Origin of the sequence: Serratia sp. szju, from assembly GCF_044594185.1 — a bacterium.
GTDB classification, from domain to species: domain Bacteria; phylum Pseudomonadota; class Gammaproteobacteria; order Enterobacterales; family Enterobacteriaceae; genus Serratia; species Serratia bockelmannii.
In genome coordinates, this window is record NZ_CP172576.1 from 141531 (window position 1) to 159361 (window position 17831).

A 17831-nucleotide genomic window follows, 5' to 3' on the forward strand; every position below is an offset into this window, starting at 1 on the left:
TTCTTGCAGCTAAAAGGGCACTAACCGCAATTAGTCAGATGAATGGGTAATGCCTGCCGGGATCGCATCTGCTATAGTGTGGCTCGTTTTTTAACTTTACTTTCACGGATGTTGTAGTCCCGATCATGAAACAAGTAACTTCTTTTCGCTTAATCAAAAGCATCGCCCTCGGCACCGTTATCGCAATGAGCGCAGCCTCCGTTGCGCACGCCGATGACGTTAACATCAAAACCATGATCCCAGGTGTCCCGCAGATCGATGCGGAAGCGTACATCCTGATTGATTACAACTCCGGCAAGGTGCTGGCCGAGATGAACGCCGATGCGCGTCGCGATCCGGCCAGCCTGACCAAAATGATGACCAGCTACGTCATCGGCCAGGCGCTGAAAGCGGGTAAAATCGGCCAGGACGATCTGGTGACCGTAGGCCAGGACGCCTGGGCGACCGGCAACCCGGTGTTCAAAGGCTCCTCGCTGATGTTCCTGAAGCCGGGCGATCGCGTGCCGGTCTCCAAACTGACCCGCGGCATCAACCTGCAGTCCGGTAACGACGCCTGCGTGGCGATGGCCGACTACGTCGCCGGCAGCCAGGACGCGTTCGTTAACCTGATGAACACCTACGTCAGCAAGCTGGGCCTGCAGAACACTCACTTCCAGACGGTACACGGCCTGGATGCCCAGGGCCAGTACAGTTCGGCGCGCGACATGGCGCTGATCGGCCAGGCGCTGATCCGCGACGTGCCGGAAGAGTACGCGATCTACAAAGAAAAAGAGTTCACCTTCAACAATATCCGCCAGATGAACCGCAACGGTCTGCTGTGGGATAACAGCCTGAACGTCGACGGCATCAAAACCGGCCATACCGACGCGGCGGGTTACAACCTGGTGGCTTCGGCGACCGAAGGCCAAATGCGCCTGATCTCCGCCGTGATGGGCGGCCGCACCTACAAAGGCCGTGAAGCCGAAAGCAAGAAACTGCTGACCTGGGGCTTCCGCTTCTTCGAAACCGTGGCGCCGCTGAAAGTCGGTAAAGAGTTCGCCTCCGAGCCTGTCTGGTTCGGCGATGCCGACCGCGTTGAGCTCGGCGTGGACAAAGACGTCTACCTGACCATTCCGCGCGGCCGCATGAAAGATCTGAAGGCCAGCTACGTGCTGAACACGCCGGAAATTCACGCGCCGCTGGCGAAAAACCAGGTGGTGGGCAGCATCAACTTCCAGCTGGACGGCAAAACCATCGATCAGCGCCCGCTGGTGGTGATGAACGAAGTGAAAGAAGGCGGTTTCTTCAGCCGCATCGTGGACTACATCAAACTGATGTTCCACCACTGGTTCGGTTAATGGTTGAAACGGGCGAAATTGCCCCCATATACTGAATAACATTAACTCCCGCCCCGGCGGGAGTTATAATTTATAGATTAGCTAGCACTCTGGAGCGCACGCACATGCAAAAAACTAAACTGAACGAACTGCTCGAATTCCCTTGCTCATTTACCTACAAGGTGATGGGCCTGGCGCAGCCTGAGCTGGTTGACCAGGTAGTTGAAGTGGTGCAGCGCCATGCGCCGGGCGATTACAACCCGCAGGTCAAGCCAAGCAGCAAAGGCAACTACCACTCCGTCTCCATCACCATCAATGCCACTCACATCGAGCAGGTCGAAACCCTGTACGAAGAGTTAGGCAACATTGAAATTGTTCGCATGGTGCTGTAATTCCAGCATAAACCCCTGCTTATCAACCCGGGATGGCGCAGCGTCTTCCCGGGTTGCGCATTTTTGGTCAGCGAAAGGCTGGCCGCAAGCCGGAGCGCCCGGTATAATGGCTTTACCACTTCTGTAACCTGACGATGACTCTTTTGCAACCAGACAAGATCATTTTGCGTCAGCTGGGGTTGCAGCCCTACGCGCCTGTATCCCAAGCCATGCATAACTTCACCGACAGTCGTACCGAGACTACGCCGGACGAGCTGTGGCTGGTACAGCATCACCCGGTGTTCACCCAAGGCCAGGCCGGCAAAGCCGAGCATGTGCTGATGCCCGGCGACATCCCGGTGGTCCAGAGCGATCGCGGCGGCCAGGTGACCTACCACGGCCCGGGTCAGCAGGTGATGTACGTGATGGTCGATCTGAAACGCAACAAGGTCGGCGTGCGTCAATTGGTCACGGCGATAGAAGATACGGTTATCAACACCCTCGCCCACTTTCGCCTCGCATCGCGCGCCCGTCCGGATGCGCCTGGCGTGTACGTGGGGGAGCAGAAAATCTGTTCGTTGGGTTTGCGGATCCGCAAAGGCAGCTCATTCCACGGCCTGGCCCTGAATGTGGCGATGGATCTCAGCCCCTTCCAACGCATCAACCCTTGCGGTTACGCCGGCATGCAGATGACGCAGGTCAGCGCGCTGGCGCCCGGCGTTGGCCTTGAAGACATACACCCAATCCTGGTACAGGAATTTGTTCATTTACTCGGCTACCAGACGGTCGAGCTTCGTAACTGGAACCTGCACGATTATGAGTAAACCAATTCAGATGGAACGCGGCGTCAAATACCGCGATGCTGACAAAATGGCGCTGATCCCGGTCAAAACGGTGGTCACCGAACGGCAGGAGCTGTTGCGTAAACCCGAGTGGATGAAGATCAAACTGCCTGCCGACTCAACGCGCATTCAGGGCATCAAAGCCGCGATGCGTAAAAACGGCCTGCACTCCGTCTGTGAGGAAGCCTCGTGCCCTAACCTGTCCGAGTGTTTCAACCACGGTACCGCCACCTTTATGATCCTCGGCGCTATCTGCACCCGCCGCTGCCCGTTCTGCGACGTGGCCCACGGCCGCCCGATCGCGCCAGACGCTAACGAGCCGGAAAAGCTGGCGCAAACCATCGCCGACATGGCGCTGCGTTACGTGGTGATCACCTCGGTTGACCGCGACGACCTGCGCGACGGCGGTGCTCAGCACTTTGCCGACTGCATCTCGGCCATCCGCGCCAAGAGTCCGAACATCAAAATTGAAACGCTGGTGCCGGACTTCCGCGGCCGTATGGATCGCGCTCTGGAGATCCTCACCGCCACGCCGCCGGACGTGTTTAACCACAACCTGGAAAACGTGCCGCGCGTCTACCGCCAGGTGCGCCCGGGCGCCAACTATGAGTGGTCGCTGAAGCTGCTGGAGCGCTTTAAAGAAGCTCACCCGGATATCCCGACCAAATCCGGCCTGATGGTCGGCCTGGGCGAAACCAACGCGGAAATCGTTGAAGTGATGCGCGATCTGCGTCGCCACGGCGTGACCATGCTGACGCTGGGCCAGTACCTGCAGCCGAGCCGTCACCACCTGCCGGTGCAGCGCTACGTCAGCCCGGCCGAGTTTGACGAGATGAAAGAAGAAGCGATGGCGATGGGCTTCACCCACGCCGCCTGCGGCCCGTTCGTGCGTTCGTCTTACCACGCCGATCTGCAGGCCAAAGGGATGGAAGTGAAATAACGCGTAATAGTTTGTTACGCTAAAGACGGCGGAAACGCCAAAAAACGGATGTCCGCAAGGCATCCGTTTTTTATTGCGCGCAGTCAGACGGAATTAAACGTCTTTCTTTTCGACGCTCTGCTGAGCGGACTGGCTCTCGGCGGTGCTGTTGCCGGCGGCCGGCGGCGTGCTGTCGTCGCCCACCGCTTTTTTAAAGCCTTTCAGCGCCGCGCCAAGATCGGCGCCGAGCGTGCGCAGTTTGCTGGTGCCGAACAGTAAAATCACCAACACCGCAATCACCAGAAGTTTGGTAATGCTGATACCTTCCATACTCACCTTCTTATCATAGAGCGCTGTGTGAACAGCGAGAAAAACTGACCTTGCCAGCGAATATTTAGCGACTTTCCTTCGGCTCACACAACCGCAACATGTAACAGAGTGAGATCCGTTGCAGGAATGTCACGCAACCTCGCGGCGTGAATCCCAGACTATTCTTAGTTTATCACCCGCATGATACGCTGCCGTGATACTCATCAGGGAGATGCCGGATGTATATTGCCCCATCCATTTTCGATGCCCGAAAATCCGGCCTCAGCTTCGCCAAACGCACCTATCTGCCCCGCGTCGCCGGTCTGGGGCTCGGATTTATCTGCGTTTGCGCCGCGCTCTATCCCTTGGCTCCGCCCGCGGCGGTCTGGCTATTGCTGGCCTTTCACGGCTTTCTCTGGCCGCATCTGGCCTATCGCCTGGCCTACCGCGCCAAAGATCCGTTCAAAGCCGAGATCCGCAACCTCTTGATCGACTCCGCCTTCGGCGGCTTCTGGGCAGCGATGATGGCATTCAATGCCCTGCCGGCGATCGTCATCCTGTCGATGATGAGCATGAACAACATCGCTTCGGCCGGCAAAGCGCTGTTTGTCAAAGGATTGGCGATTCAATTGGCCACGGCGATGCTCACCGGCACGCTGCTCGGCTTCCCGTTTCATCCATACAGCACGCCGCTGCAAGTCTATCTGTGCCTGCCGATGATCTACCTTTATCCGACGTTGCTGGGGCTGGTGACCTACCGCACCGCCAAACGGCTGGCGGAAAAAAAACAGGAGCTGCAACGCATCAGCACCCGCGATGGGCTGACCGGCTTATATAACCGTCGCCACTGGGAACATCTTCTGCATCGCCAGTTCGATAGCTGCCGCCGCTACCAGGACAACGCCACGCTGATCCTGATGGACATCGACCGCTTCAAAACCATCAACGACACCTTCGGCCATGCGCTGGGGGATGAAGCCCTGGCGGTATTGGCGGAAGAGCTGCTGATCGGCTTGCGCAACGTGGATATCGTCGGGCGCTACGGCGGCGACGAGTTTGGCGCGGTGCTGCCGAACACTAACGCCGAACAGGCGGAAATCGTCCTGCACCGCATCCAGCAGCGGCTGGACGCGGTCAGTTTCAAGGAGGCGCCGCAGCTGCGGCTGCAGATCAGCGCAGGCATCGCTAACTACCACCCCGCGCTGGGCGGCTATCTTGACTGGCTGAAAGCGGCCGACGGTGCGCTCTATCGGGCGAAGCATAATGGCCGCAACCGGTTGGAAACGGCAGTGCCGCCAGGGGAGTAACTTACTGACTTAATAACTTGGCAAAATACTTCGGCGCTTCGACAAAGCCTTCGCGCCGGTAAAACGCATGCGCCCGCTCGCGGCGACTGTGGCAATGGACCTCTAACCGATCGCAGCCGCGACGGTGCGCCAGCGCCTCGCCCTCCGCCAGCAGCCGCCGGCCTACGCCCGCGCCGCGCGCTCGGTCATCGACGCAAAAATAGCTGATGCGGCCAATGTCGCCGGCCAACGCCAGCTGCGGCAGGAAATGCAGCGACAACACGCCCAACACCTGCTCCCCGTCCGTCGCCACCAGCAGCGCCTCATCCGGATGCGCCAACAGTTGCTGCATGCGCTGCGTCAGAAACGCCTCGGTGCCGGGATAATCCAACGCCGTCATTAATTCGGCGATAGCATGGCGATCGCTCAGGCGCGCCGTTCTGATTTGCATAGGGTGACCTCGCAGAGTGTCGATACTACAAAATAGATGGCGTTAGGTGTAACATCCACCGGGTACGGCAAAAAAGGCCGTGCGGCACGCTGGAGATGACATTCCTCCCTAACCGCCTTCACAGGCTGATGATGTCTACGTAACCTCTCGGAGAGAGGCGCGTAGCGTTACGCCTGTCCCTTTCCGAGTCCCGTGAATTTCTCTGATTGAAAGGTAGTTGCCCCATGTTGAGTTCTTTACTGGCCGTATTTATCGGCGGCGGCGTCGGCAGCGTTTTGCGCTGGGCGGTAAGCATGAAAATGAATCCGCTGAATGCCCACATTCCGCTCGGTACGCTGATGGTCAATCTGATCGGTGGTTTTATCATCGGCCTGGCGATGGCGATTTTCACCCGCATGACGCATCTGGATCCCACCTGGAAATTACTGATTACCACCGGGTTCTGCGGCGGCCTGACTACCTTCTCCACCTTTTCGCTGGAGGTGGTATACCTGATGCAAGATGGCCGCTTCGGCTGGGCGCTGGCCAACATGCTGCTCAACCTGGCCGGCTCGCTGGCGATGACGCTGCTGGCCTTTATGCTGGTAATGTGGCTCAACGGGCGCTAAGCCCTTAATGTTTCCTTAATCTTGCATGCGCATAATCTCATCCAGTACTCCTGACTGGATGAGAAACCGCTATGTTTAGCCTGCCGAAAACCGCCGCCGAAGCGATTGCCATTGCGCTGTGCGTCCTGATCGTCGCCGCCTTTATCAAATCCTACCTGTTCGCTTAAGCGCCCTTACCCGCAGCACGCGTTCATCTTGCGTCTTTCCGGCCGTTTACACTACAATTGAGAATGAACGTTCACACCCAAAAATGTGAACCCGGCTCACGCGTAGCAAAGGATCGGGCAGATGCTCTCCCCCAACGACAGTAAACAGGCCAAGGTGCAGGCGCGCCGCGATCAGATCGTCGAAGCGGCGAAAATCAGTTTCCGCCGCCACGGCTTCCACGCCGCCAGCATGGCGGAGATCGCCCAAGGCTCGCAGCTCAGCGTCGGTCAAATCTATCGTTATTTCGCCAATAAAGACGCGATTATCGAAGAGATCGTCAACCGCATCATCACTAACAAGATGCAGCGGCTGGAAAACCTTGGCGATCACATCAACCTGATCGCCGGTACGTTGGCGGCGCGCACGCTGTTTCAGCAGCCGGGCGAGAGCGAAACCGATCACATGCTGATGCTGGAAGTGACCGCCGAGGCCACGCGCAACCCGGTGGTGGCCAAACTGCTCAGCGATGCGGAAGCGCGGCTGTTTCGCCACGTGTGCCACAATCTGCAGCGGCTGTATCCCCATTTCAGCGCGGAAGAGATCGCCGCGCGGGTGGAATTTATCGCCGTCATGAGCGAAGGCACCGGTTACCGTATCCTTACCACGCAAAAAGCCGATGCGTCCCTGCTGCGCGATCTGTATCAGCAGGCCATTTCTCACCTGTTCAGGAAACTCTAATCTCCCATGACCAAACACTTAGCCAGACAGCGTCTGGTGTACGCCGTCGTGCTTGGCCTGCTGGCCGCGCTGGGGCCGCTGTGCACCGATCTCTACCTGCCCGCCCTGCCGGAAATGGCGGGTGAGCTGAATACCTCTACCGCCGCCGCGCAGCTCAGCCTGACCACCGGGTTGCTCGGCCTGGGCGTCGGCCAGCTGATTTTCGGCCCTTACAGCGACAAACTGGGCCGCATGCGCCCGCTGCTGCTGTCGCTGATCCTGCTGCTGGGCGCTTCGCTGTGGTGTGCCCTCGCGCCCAGCATCGACCAACTGCTGATCGCCCGCCTACTCCAGGGCATCGCCGGCGCCGGCGGCGCGGTGATTTCCCGCGCCATTGCTCGCGATCTGTACGCCGGCCATGAGCTGACCCGTTTCTTCGCCTTGCTGATGCTGGTTAACGGCCTGGCGCCGATCGTCGCACCGGTGCTGGGCGGCGTGATGCTGCAGGTAATGAATTGGCGCGGTATCTTCGGCGTGCTGGCGGCCATCGCCGTGCTGCTGTTCAGCCTGTCGGCGCTGAAGCTGCGCGAATCCCTGCCGATCGAGCGCCGCAGCCAGGGCGGTATCCTGGCGATGCTGATGTCGCTCGGCGGGTTGCTGACCCAGCGCTATTTCATGGGCCTGTGCCTGACACAGGGCTTCGTGATGGCCGGCATGTTCGCCTATATCGGCGCCTCGCCTTTCGTCTTGCAGCAGATCTACGGCCTCAGCCCGCAGATGTTCAGCCTATGCTTCGCCATTAACGGCGTCGGCTTGATCATTGCGGCACAGCTGGCCAGCCGTCTCAGTGCGCGTTGGGGGGAACGCCGGGTATTGAGGGGCGGGTTAACGCTGGCGGCCGTCGCGTCGCTGTTGCTGCTGTTGGCCGCCGCGCTGCATGCGCCGCTGGTCGTGTTGCTGGTGCCGCTGTTCTTCTCGGTAGCGGTGATCGGCATCGTCGGCCCGACCGCCTCTTCGCTGGCGATGCAAAGCCAGGGAGACAAAGCGGGCAGCGCCTCGGCCTTGATCGGCGTGTGCATGTTCGCCCTCGGCGCCTGCGCCGTGCCGCTCACCGGGCTGGGCGGCACCTCGGGCCTGTCGATGGCGCTGACCATCGTCGGCTGTTACGCCATCGCCATCCTGCTGTTCGGCCTGTTGGCCCGCCGCAACGACGCATAACGCGCCCAATAAAAAACCCGCTCAATGAGCGGGTTTTAAGAAATTCAGCTACGCAGCTTAGATAGCAGTAACGTTAGCGGCAGATGGGCCCTTGGCACCGTTCGTGATTTCAAATTCTACACGCTGGCCTTCAGCAAGCGTTTTGAAACCGTTGCTAACGATGGCAGAGAAGTGGACGAAAACGTCCTTGCTACCATCTTCCGGAGTAATGAAACCGAAGCCTTTGGATTCATTAAACCACTTAACGCTACCTTTAATCTTAGACATCAAACTTACCTTTAACGTGAATGAAAGACACAAAACCTGTGTCGATTACAGTACAGCAAGCAGGCAGGATTTTGTCCACCACCGCGATCACAGAAATCCGATAAAGAGTGAAAAAATCCGTGTTGTCCGGTGTAAATGGATTGCACCGGTTGCGATACGTTACCGTTCCAGGCCAAACCTCTCCCTGCGCCGGCGAACAACGAGCGAACGCCCAAACTCGCCCGCTTCCCCCAGCGTTGACGCCCCCATGCAGACGCAATCGCTATGAAATATAACCAGATGGTCTTTTTGCTTCGGCGGTCCCTGCACTAGGGTTAGGGTTTATTTCCCACTGTGAGCCAAGCCTATGACCAGCCAATTGGCAGACAAAATCATCGCCTATCGGCGTGAGCTGCACCAAAACCCGGAACTTTCCAATCACGAATTCGCCACCACCGCCCGGCTGACCCGCTGGCTGGAAGAGGCAGGCATCCGTCTGCTGCCGCTGGCGCTGAAAACCGGCGTCGTGGCGGAGATCGGCAGCGGCAAGGGGCCGATTATCGCGCTGCGCGGCGACATTGATGCCCTGCCGATCGACGAAATCGCCGACGTGCCCTTCAGCTCGCAAAACAGCGGCGTAATGCACGCCTGCGGCCACGACTTTCACACCTCGGTGATGCTCGGCGCCGCGCACCTGCTCAAAGCGCGTGAGGCCGAGCTGCCCGGCACGGTGCGCATCTTCTTCCAGCCGGCGGAAGAGACCTTCAACGGCGCCCGGCACCTGATCGACGCCGGCGCGCTGGATAACGTTGCGGCGGTATTTGGCCTGCATAACGCGCCGGAGCTGCCCACCGGCACCTTCGCCACCCGCGCCGGGCCGTTCTACGCCAACGTCGATCGTTTCCAGATCCTCATCACCGGCAAAGGCGCCCACGCCGCCAAACCGGAACAGGGCGTCGATACCATCGTCACCGCCAGCCAGATCGTCGGCGCGCTGCAGACGCTGCCCAGCCGCAGCTTCAGCTCGCTGGAATCGCTGGTGGTGAGCGTGACGCGCATCGAAGGCGGCAATACCTGGAACGTGCTGCCGCAAACCGTGGAGCTGGAAGGCACGGTGCGCACCCACAGCGACGCGGTGCGCCGCCAGGTGCCTGATAAAATTCGCCAGGTGATCGACGGCGTTGCCGCCGCGCTCGGCGCGCAGGCCGAACTCCACTGGCAGCCGGGGCCGCCGGCGGTGATCAACGACGCCCATTGGGCGGCGTTCAGCAAAACCGTCGCCGCCGAGGCCGGCTACCGGGTCGAAGAGGCGGAGCTGCAAATGGGGGGTGAAGATTTCGCGCTGTATCTGCATCACGTGCCGGGCGTCTTCGTCAGTATCGGCTCCGCCAGCGAGTTCGGCCTGCATCATCCGCGTTTCAATCCCGATGAACGCGCCCTGTTCCCCGCGGCACAATATTTTACGCTGCTGGCGGAACGCACGCTGCAACAGCTCACTACCGCGCCAGAAAAAGCCCTCAGCAACGCCTGAATAACGTGAAATAGTATTTCCCCGACGCCGCAGATACCGCGCCGGGGATTATTATTTTCGCTCGCCGTGATATTTGCAGTTTTCAACATTTGAATATGCTGTTTTGTTGTTTTACATCCCGTTGCCGCTCATCAATAGTGGACACATCAGACACCGCGCGCCTTTGCGGCGCATGACAGGATAATCACGATGAGCGACAACGCGAATAATCAACGGCAATTACGGCTGGGCGCCATTCTGCACGGCGCATCGGGAAATATGTCCGCCTGGCGCCACCCGGATGCCACCGCCGACGCCAGCATCAACCTCGAATTTAATATCGCCTCGGCGAAAAAAGCCGAACAGGGGAAATTCGATTTCGTGTTTGTCGCCGATGGGTTATATATCAACGAAAAATCCATTCCGCATTTTCTTAATCGTTTCGAACCGCTCACCCTGCTGGCCGCGCTGGCCGCCGCCACCGATAAAATCGGCCTGGTAGGCACCCTTTCCACCTCTTACAGCGATCCGTTCACCGTCGCCCGCCAGTTCGCCAGCCTCGACCACCTGAGCAACGGCCGCGCCGGCTGGAACGTGGTGACGTCGCCGCTGGAAGGCTCGGCCAAAAACTTCTCGCGCGCCGAACACCCGGAACACAGCCTGCGTTACCGCATCGCCGGCGAATTTCTCGACGTCGCCAAAGGGCTGTGGGATTCCTGGGAAGACGATGCCTTTGTGCGCAACAAGGCTAGCGGCGAATTCTTCCGCACCGGCAAGCTACACACCCTCAATCACCAGGGAGAGTTCTTCTCGGTGCAGGGGCCGCTGAACATCGGCCGCACGCCGCAAGGGCGCCCGATCCTGTTCCAGGCCGGCGCCTCCGAAGACGGCAAACGGCTGGCGGCTCAACACGCCGATGCGATCTTCACCCATCACGACACGCTGGAGCAGGCGCAGGATTTTTATCAGGACGTGAAGCGGCAGCTGGTGGAACAGGGGCGCGAGCCGGACGACCTGCGCATCTTCCAGGGCGTCAGCGTGATCGTCGGCGACGACGACGCGGACGTCGAGCGCCAGTACCAGGAGACCGCCCGCCTGGTCAGCATTGAGAACGCCCTCAACTATCTTGGCCGCTACTTCGAACATTACGACTTTTCCCGCCATCCGCTGGACGCCCCCTTCCCGGACATCGGCGATCTGGGGCAAAACAGCTTCCGCAGCACTACCGACGCCATCAAGCGCAACGCCCGCGAACGTAACCTCACGCTGCGCCAGGTGGCGCTGGAAGCCGCCTCGCCGCGCCCGGTGTTCAGCGGCACGCCGGAAGCGGTGGCGGACGGCCTGCAACGCTGGTTCGACGGTGAAGCCGCCGACGGTTTCATCATCAGCGGCGGTACGCCCAACGCCTTCGGCCACTTCGTCGATCGGGTGGTACCCATCCTGCAACAGCGTGGCCTGTTCCGTCAGGCGTACCACGGCGATACGCTGCGCGAGCACCTGGGCCTGAAGCGCCCGTTGAACAGATTCACCCAATAATAAGATCGTTTTCAGGGATATCCGCTATGCAGAAAACCGTTACCGCCGCCCTCGTGGCGGCCTTGCTGAGCCTGACCGGCGCCGCGCAGGCGGGCACCGGCATCGATTTACAGGCCAATGAAATCCCGATCCACGCGCCGAAAAACCCGCAGGCGATCGCCAAACTGCCGGCCGATTTCCACTTCGTGAAGCCGGGCCAATTCACCGTTGCAATCGCCGCGCTCAACACGCCGCCGCTGGCGCTGTTTGCCGCCGATAACCGGCGGCTGATCGGCAGCGAAGTGGATATCGCGCAGCTGGTGGCCGACAGCCTGGGGCTTGAATTAAACGTGGTGCAAACCTCGTGGGAAGACTGGCCGCTGGGGGTGGTTTCCGGCAAATATGACGCAGCCATCACCAACGTCACCGTCACCAAAGAGCGCAAAACCCGCTTCGACTTTGCCACCTACCGCATCGATTCGCTCGGCTTTTACGTCAAAACCGGCGGCAAGATCGCGACGATCAAACAGCCTGCCGATATCGCCGGATTAAAGATCATCGTTGGCTCCGGCACCAATCAGGAAGCGATCCTACTGGCGTGGGACAAACAGAACCGGCAGCAGGGGCTCAAACCCTTCCAGCCGATCTACGTGACCGACGATGCGGCCGCCACGCTGGCGATCCAGTCCGGCCGCGCCGACGCCTACTTCGGGCCGAACGTGCTGGGCGCCTATAAAGCGGCGCTGAACGGCCGCACCCGGCTGGCGGGCACGGTGGAAGGCGGTTGGCCCAAGGCGGCACACATCGCCGTCACCACCCGTAAAGGCAACGGCCTGGTGCAGGCGGTGAACGAAGCGCTGAACGGCGCGATCCGCGGCGGGCAGTACGATCGGGTGCTCAACCGCTGGGGCGAGAGCGTCGAACGCCTTGCGCAGTCGGAAATCAACCCGCCCGGCCTGGGCGATTAGGAGCGCGCGATGACGCAAGACACTTTCATTCAGACGCTGCCGACCGACCCGCTGATCGCCCCGGTGATCGAGGGGCTGTTCGGCGAATATCGCCAGCGTTACGGCGACTATTTTGGTGACCAGGAACCGGAAGCGCTGGATCTGTACGCGCCGCCGCAAGGGGCCTTCATCGTGTTGCTGTGCGCCGGTGCGCCGATCGCCATGGGCGCCTTCAAACGCTATGACGCACAGACCGCCGAGCTGAAGCGCATCTGGACGCGAGGCGATCTGCGCCGCCAGGGCCTGGCGCAGCGAGTGTTGCAGCAGTTGGAAACGCTGGCGCTGGCGCAGGGATATCGCCGGCTCTATCTGACCACCGGCTTTCGCCAGCCCGAAGCGGTGGGCCTGTATCTGAACAACGGGTATCAGCCGCAGTTCGATCCCACCGTCGACAGCGAGGTTTACAGCCGGCCGCCCTACGATGGCCGCCTGCCGTTCCGCAAAAGCCTGATTGCAGAGGACGCGTGTTGTTGCGCGTCGGAAAGGAAAATCGCCTAAGACCCCTTTATCTGTATCGGGAGACATGACATGTCCAAACAAGAAGTCTTGAAAGTGGTGCCCGCCCGCTATCCGCTGCGGCTGATCGGCGCGCTGTTTTCGCTGTTTATTCTGGCCGCCATCGTGCAATCGGTGGCGGGTAACGCGCGCTGGGAATGGGGCGTGTTCGCCGAGTGGTTCTTCGCGCCGGCGGTACTGGCGGGGCTGGGGCAAACCCTGCTGCTGACGCTGCTCGGTACGCTGTTCAGCATCCTGTTCGGCACCCTGTTGGCGCTGGCGCGCCTGTCGCGCTCCTACCTGCTGGCGTCGCTGGCCTGGGGCTATATCTGGCTGTTTCGCTCTCTGCCGCTGATCCTGGTGCTGATCATTCTGTACAACTTCTCCTATCTGTATGACGCCATCTCGCTGGGCATTCCCTTCACCTCCGTGGTGTTCGCCAGCTTTCCCACCATCGACATTCTCGGCCAGTTCGCCGTGGCGGTGCTGGGCCTGACGCTGGTGCAGTCCGCCTACACCGCCGAGATCATCCGCGGCGGCATCCTGGGCGTGGATTACGGCCAGCACGAGGCGGCGGCGGCGCTAGGCCTGCCGGGCTATCGTCGCACCTTCCGTATCATTCTGCCGCAGGCACTGCGCTCCATTATTCCGACCGGCTTCAACGAGATCATCAGCCTGGCGAAAGGCACCTCTATCGTTTACGTGCTGGCGCTGCCGGAGCTGTTTTACACCATTCAGGTTATCTATAACCGCACCCAGCAGGTGATACCGCTGCTGATGGTCGCCACCGTCTGGTACCTGTTCATCACCACCGCGCTGTCGGTGATCCAATACTATATCGAGCGCTATTTCGCCCGGGGCGCGGTGCGCGAATTGCCGCCGACGCCCTGGCAGAAACTGGCCGGCTGGCTAAAACGTTAGGAGACCCACATGTCTGAAGCCATTGATTATTACGCCTTGCCCGAGCAGCCGGTACGCAATCTCACCCCGGTGCCGGCACGCGGCCTGATCGAAATCAGCAACGTCAGCAAGTTCTTCGGCAAACACAAGGCGCTGGACGACGTCAGCCTGACGCTGCAGCCGGGCACCGTGACCGTGATCCTCGGCCCTTCCGGCTCCGGCAAATCGACGCTGCTGCGGGCGATCAACCACCTGGAGCGCGTCGACGAGGGCTTTATCCGCATCGACGGCGACTACGTCGGCTACCGCCGCAAGGGCAACCGGCTGTACGAGCTGAAGGAAAAGGCCATCCTCCGGCAGCGCATCAACGTCGGCTATGTGTTCCAAAATTTCAACCTGTTCCCGCACCTGACGGTGCTGGAAAACATCATCGAAGCGCCGGTGGTGCACAAAATTCACTCCCGCGAGCGGGCGAAGGCGGTCGCCTATGAGCTGCTGGATACCGTCGGGCTGCGCCACAAGGCGGATGCCTACCCGCGCCACCTCTCCGGCGGCCAACAACAACGCATCGCCATCGCGCGCGCGCTGGCGCTGAACCCGAAGGTGATCCTGTTCGATGAACCGACCTCCGCGCTCGATCCCGAGCTGGTCGGCGAAGTGCTGGACGTGATTAAAGGGTTGGCGGATCTGGGTGTCACGCTGGTGGTGGTCACGCATGAAATCGGCTTTGCGCGCGAAGCGGCGGATCGGGTGGTGTTTATGGTCGACGGGCAGATCGTCGAACAGGGCGACGCCAGGCAGGTGCTGTCCCAACCGCAGCATCCGCGCACCGTTAACTTCCTCAACAAAGTGCTGTGATCGTCGGGGCGCCGCGGCGCCCCGCACCTGAGCCGCTTATAGGCCGGCGAAACGCCGCTTCTCGGCGGCGAAATCCAGCGGGCGGATCCCCTGCTGGTTTTTATCCTCGTCGGTCAGCAACGCCGGCGGAATAAACCAGGTCACCTCGAACAGCAGCCCGTCCGGATCGTGACCATAAATGCTTTTGTGCACGCCATGATCCTCTTCCAGCCCGAGAATACCGCGTTCGGCCAACTGGTGACGAATGCGCTCCAGCTCTTCCAGACTGTCCACTTCCCAGGCCAGATGGTACAGCCCGGCCGGTGGCTCATGCTCCGCCGGCGGCTCGTTGTTGGCGCGAAACACCCCGGCGCGCTGCTGGCCCAGATTCTTGCTGAACAGCGCCAAATCGTGATCGTTTTCCGAATCGGCGGCCTGGGTAAATACCGCGCGATCGGGGCTGTCGGACGGCTTCAGCTTGAAGCCCAAGACCTGATGATAAAAGTCGGCGCTCTGCCGCACATCGCTGACATACAGCACGGCGTGATTGAGACGTTTGATGCCCATCGATATTCCTTTTTCGCATTGAATGAAGTCAGCATGAACATAGCATGTGGCCAGGAAGCCGCTAAATGCCGTTATCGCATGACTAAATGCCGCCCGCGCAATCTGTCGCTGCAAGGCATTCCGCGCTATCATAAGCGCTGTATTGAACCCTTTTGTGAGAATAGCGATGAACGGCAAGATAACGACTTTTTTTGAAGACAAAGGCTTCGGCTTTATTACCGACGAGAACGGAGAAAATCGTTATTTTCACGTGATTAAAGTGCAGAACCCGGAGCTGATTAAGAAAAACGCGGCGGTCACCTTCGAGCCAACCAACAACACCAAAGGCCCGTCGGCTTATGCGGTAAAAGTGTTGGCGCCCAGCAAATACATCATCATCGCCAATGAAAGAATCAAGATCACCAGCATCAAGTCTTTTAATACCTTCACCAAGGAAGTGCCGGTCAAAGCCGACGTGGATAAAGAGAACACCGTGCTGTCGGTCGGCCTGCTGATGAACCGCATTCGCCCACAGTCCGAAGATCAGGCGCAGACCATGCAAACGCTGCGCATGCTGACCATTACCACCTTCCAGAACACCACCCATACCTTCTCCGAGCACGAGATCGATATGGATGAAACCATCAAGGCGCTGAAAAGCCTGTAAGTATCTGCGTACGGAAAATAACCAACGAAATTTGTCGTTGCCTGTGTTAGCGTGAGTTTTCACCTTACACAGGCCATTGATATGTCCGATTCCAGCAGCGTCAAAGGTTTTATCAACCGCTCCACCCAAATCGTCTGCCCTAAATGCGGCTATGTTACCCGGCAAAAATGCGCAGCAATGCTGCAAGATGTGATACTGATTTGCCCTAATTGCGAAACCCGCTTCGAGCCCAGGCAAGGCTGAAAACGGTTAACGGAACAGGATATGCTCGACGCTGTTGCCGTTGATCACGTTGAACGACTCCACCCGATTACGCCCCTGCGATTTGGCGCGATACAGCGCGATATCCGCCATATTCATCAGCTGTTCCAACGATTTCACCTCATTCATCGCCAGGCTGGCGACGCCGACGCTGATGGTGATTTTCAACGTCTGCTTGCCTTCCGCCTGCAGCTCCGTCTGCTCCACCAGCCGGCGCAAATGTTCCCCCAGCGCCACGCCCTGCGCCGCCAGCGCGCGCGGCAGCATGATAGCAAACTCTTCCCCTCCCAAGCGGCCGAACAGCTGATCGTGACGCAGCTCGCGCCGCACGATGTGCGCGAACGACGCCAAAACCTGATCGCCGGCGCTGTGGCCGTGCGTATCGTTGATCTGCTTGAAATGATCGATGTCGATCAGCAGCAGCGACACCGCCTCTTTGGAACGGTGTTTATGCTCCAGCAACTCGCCCGCTTTGCGGGTCATCGCGCTGCGCGCCAGCACCCCGGTCAGAAAATCGTGGTTGGCACTGTGCTCCAGACGCCGCATCAGCTTGCGGTTGGCGGCGATGGAGCTGGCGAGGATCAGCGGCCCCATCACCAGCATGGCGATGCCCAATCGGGCGGACATCAGGGTATCGAGGAAGGCGTTGTGGTTGTTCGGCGTTTCATAAAGCACCAGGTTGGCAGAAATGCTGCTGATCTCGGTCATGCCGGTCAACAACGTCAGCAACGTCACGGGGAACAGCGGGTAGCGTACCGCGCACCACAGCAGCGCCGGGATCGGGAAGGCGATGGCGCCCGGCCCGCCGATATAGACGCTAAACGCCAGCGACAGCAGCAACGCCAGCAACGGCAGGCAGCCTTTCAGGCGCCAACGTACCTGCATACGCAGCAGTTGCTTCAGCCGCGGCGCCGCCATCAGCACCGGCAACAGCAGCAAGGTCGTCGAGAATTGCTCACTGAACCAAGCCAGCCAGGCGATCACCACCGTGTTGTTATAGAGGCTATCATTACGCAGCACCGACAGCGTCGACGCCACCGCCGCGCCGGCCAAACTGGCGCTGAACATATAGAGTATCGCCTGGGGCTTGCCCATGCGCCGTTGAGATTGTGGCAGCATCAGCATGATGCCGTAACCGACGGCGATCAGCGACATGTTGCAGGCGTTCAGCCACAGCGCCAGAGACCAGCCTTCGCCGGTGCTGAGATCGGCGGCGACCATGCCCAGATAGGTGGTAAGCCAGCCGAGCGGCGTGCCGTAAACGGGTTTGCGCAGCAGCAGACCGAGCAGAATCGCATTCACCGGCCAAAATAAGGAAAGCGAGCCAATCGGCCGGCTAAGAATACCCACCAGGGAAAGTAAAAAGGCCAGCATGAAAAGATTGATCAGCTGAACCGTTAGCGGCAGGCCATGCCTGGCGTTTATTCTGGCGTTCATCGCCTTGCCCATATTTTGCTAATAACCAGAATAATAATGTGCATACTCTCTCGCCCGGCCAGTGAGGGATAGTCAACCCGGATTTCAACCAAAAAAGCCAGACAAATCAATAATAAAAAACGTTAACATTTAATTAACAGACTTTTCTTAGCCCCGTTCGGCTGCGGCGGGCACACCCGCGTAGCGTCAGCAAATAATGGCTACTCTGCTGTCAGCATAGCGCATA

General features: G+C 59.6%; 21 protein-coding genes and 1 riboswitch. Of the genes, 16 read left to right on the forward strand and 5 right to left on the reverse strand.

The window, feature by feature from the left end; genetic code table 11:
• The first annotated feature begins 125 nt into the window (after positions 1 to 125).
• The 4 genes from dacA to lipA all read left to right on the forward strand — a co-directional run bounded on the left by dacA (position 126) and on the right by lipA (position 3469).
• The gene (dacA, locus tag RE418_RS00725; protein ID WP_004940010.1) at positions 126 to 1337 is read left to right on the forward strand and encodes a D-alanyl-D-alanine carboxypeptidase DacA; all 1212 of its coding nucleotides are present in this window, start codon (positions 126 to 128) and stop codon (positions 1335 to 1337) included.
• A 104-nt stretch (positions 1338 to 1441) separates the two neighbouring features.
• A complete protein-coding gene (gene ybeD, locus RE418_RS00730) occupies positions 1442 to 1708 on the forward strand; it encodes a DUF493 family protein YbeD (protein WP_004940012.1) in 267 nt (88 codons plus the stop codon).
• Positions 1709 to 1842: 134 nt separating this feature from the next.
• On the forward strand, positions 1843 to 2511 hold the full coding sequence (lipB, locus tag RE418_RS00735) for a lipoyl(octanoyl) transferase LipB (protein ID WP_049206180.1): 669 nt from the start codon (positions 1843 to 1845) through the stop codon (positions 2509 to 2511).
• Positions 2504 to 3469, forward strand: coding sequence for a lipoyl synthase (lipA, locus tag RE418_RS00740; RefSeq protein WP_025301835.1), 966 nt, complete (start codon positions 2504 to 2506; stop codon positions 3467 to 3469). The genes lipB and lipA overlap by 8 nt, the downstream gene beginning before the upstream one ends.
• Before the next feature lie 93 nt (positions 3470 to 3562).
• Here lipA and tatA read toward each other — a convergent pair whose 3' ends face one another.
• Positions 3563 to 3778, reverse strand: coding sequence for a Sec-independent protein translocase subunit TatA (gene tatA / locus RE418_RS00745; protein ID WP_025301834.1), 216 nt, complete (start codon positions 3776 to 3778; stop codon positions 3563 to 3565).
• A gap of 218 nt (positions 3779 to 3996) precedes the next feature.
• Between tatA and RE418_RS00750 the strand changes: the two genes are divergently transcribed.
• Positions 3997 to 5064, forward strand: a complete 1068-nt coding sequence (locus RE418_RS00750) for a diguanylate cyclase (protein ID WP_043135746.1) — start codon at positions 3997 to 3999, stop codon at positions 5062 to 5064.
• Position 5065: 1 nt separating this feature from the next.
• Here RE418_RS00750 and RE418_RS00755 read toward each other — a convergent pair whose 3' ends face one another.
• Positions 5066 to 5494: a GNAT family N-acetyltransferase gene (locus RE418_RS00755; RefSeq protein WP_025301832.1), complete on the reverse strand. Its 429-nt coding sequence runs from the start codon at positions 5492 to 5494 to the stop codon at positions 5066 to 5068.
• Positions 5495 to 5576: 82 nt separating this feature from the next.
• Positions 5577 to 5639: riboswitch (Fluoride riboswitch) on the forward strand.
• A gap of 79 nt (positions 5640 to 5718) precedes the next feature.
• On the opposite strand from RE418_RS00755, the gene crcB reads away from it, so the two are divergent.
• The 3 genes from crcB to RE418_RS00770 all read left to right on the forward strand — a co-directional run bounded on the left by crcB (position 5719) and on the right by RE418_RS00770 (position 8184).
• Positions 5719 to 6102, forward strand: coding sequence for a fluoride efflux transporter CrcB (gene crcB / locus RE418_RS00760; RefSeq protein WP_016928782.1), 384 nt, complete (start codon positions 5719 to 5721; stop codon positions 6100 to 6102).
• A gap of 288 nt (positions 6103 to 6390) precedes the next feature.
• A complete protein-coding gene (locus RE418_RS00765; RefSeq protein WP_025301831.1) occupies positions 6391 to 6987 on the forward strand; it encodes a TetR/AcrR family transcriptional regulator in 597 nt (198 codons plus the stop codon).
• Positions 6988 to 6993: 6 nt separating this feature from the next.
• Entirely contained in the window at positions 6994 to 8184 is a 1191-nt protein-coding gene (locus tag RE418_RS00770; RefSeq protein WP_089180615.1) for a multidrug effflux MFS transporter, read from the forward strand.
• Between the two features lie 57 nt (positions 8185 to 8241).
• Here RE418_RS00770 and cspE read toward each other — a convergent pair whose 3' ends face one another.
• Complete coding sequence (gene cspE / locus RE418_RS00775) at positions 8242 to 8451, reverse strand: transcription antiterminator/RNA stability regulator CspE (protein ID WP_004940030.1); 210 nt, start codon at positions 8449 to 8451, stop codon at positions 8242 to 8244.
• A 346-nt stretch (positions 8452 to 8797) separates the two neighbouring features.
• Between cspE and RE418_RS00780 the strand changes: the two genes are divergently transcribed.
• From RE418_RS00780 to RE418_RS00805, 6 genes are all read left to right on the forward strand, one after another.
• Entirely contained in the window at positions 8798 to 9961 is a 1164-nt protein-coding gene (locus tag RE418_RS00780; protein ID WP_043135741.1) for a M20 peptidase aminoacylase family protein, read from the forward strand.
• 189 nt (positions 9962 to 10150) lie between these two features.
• A complete protein-coding gene (locus RE418_RS00785) occupies positions 10151 to 11476 on the forward strand; it encodes an LLM class flavin-dependent oxidoreductase (protein ID WP_049295155.1) in 1326 nt (441 codons plus the stop codon).
• 26 nt (positions 11477 to 11502) lie between these two features.
• A complete protein-coding gene (locus RE418_RS00790; RefSeq protein WP_049206184.1) occupies positions 11503 to 12423 on the forward strand; it encodes an ABC transporter substrate-binding protein in 921 nt (306 codons plus the stop codon).
• Positions 12424 to 12432: 9 nt separating this feature from the next.
• Positions 12433 to 12960 (forward strand): GNAT family N-acetyltransferase, encoded by a 528-nt coding sequence (locus RE418_RS00795; RefSeq protein WP_399675701.1) that lies wholly within the window; start codon positions 12433 to 12435, stop codon positions 12958 to 12960.
• A 30-nt stretch (positions 12961 to 12990) separates the two neighbouring features.
• A complete protein-coding gene (locus RE418_RS00800) occupies positions 12991 to 13878 on the forward strand; it encodes an amino acid ABC transporter permease (RefSeq protein ID WP_019454099.1) in 888 nt (295 codons plus the stop codon).
• 9 nt (positions 13879 to 13887) lie between these two features.
• A complete protein-coding gene (locus RE418_RS00805) occupies positions 13888 to 14715 on the forward strand; it encodes an amino acid ABC transporter ATP-binding protein (RefSeq protein WP_025301825.1) in 828 nt (275 codons plus the stop codon).
• 36 nt (positions 14716 to 14751) lie between these two features.
• Here RE418_RS00805 and RE418_RS00810 read toward each other — a convergent pair whose 3' ends face one another.
• Positions 14752 to 15261 (reverse strand): VOC family protein, encoded by a 510-nt coding sequence (locus RE418_RS00810; protein ID WP_043135732.1) that lies wholly within the window; start codon positions 15259 to 15261, stop codon positions 14752 to 14754.
• Positions 15262 to 15427: 166 nt separating this feature from the next.
• On the opposite strand from RE418_RS00810, the gene RE418_RS00815 reads away from it, so the two are divergent.
• Entirely contained in the window at positions 15428 to 15907 is a 480-nt protein-coding gene (locus tag RE418_RS00815; RefSeq protein ID WP_025301823.1) for a cold-shock protein, read from the forward strand.
• Positions 15908 to 15988: 81 nt separating this feature from the next.
• On the forward strand, positions 15989 to 16150 hold the full coding sequence (locus RE418_RS00820) for a YnfU family zinc-binding protein (RefSeq protein ID WP_015376921.1): 162 nt from the start codon (positions 15989 to 15991) through the stop codon (positions 16148 to 16150).
• Positions 16151 to 16156: 6 nt separating this feature from the next.
• Here the strand turns inward: RE418_RS00820 and RE418_RS00825 are convergent, their stop codons facing one another.
• Complete coding sequence (locus RE418_RS00825; protein WP_233494380.1) at positions 16157 to 17605, reverse strand: GGDEF domain-containing protein; 1449 nt, start codon at positions 17603 to 17605, stop codon at positions 16157 to 16159.
• Between the last annotated feature and the right edge of the window lie 226 nt (positions 17606 to 17831).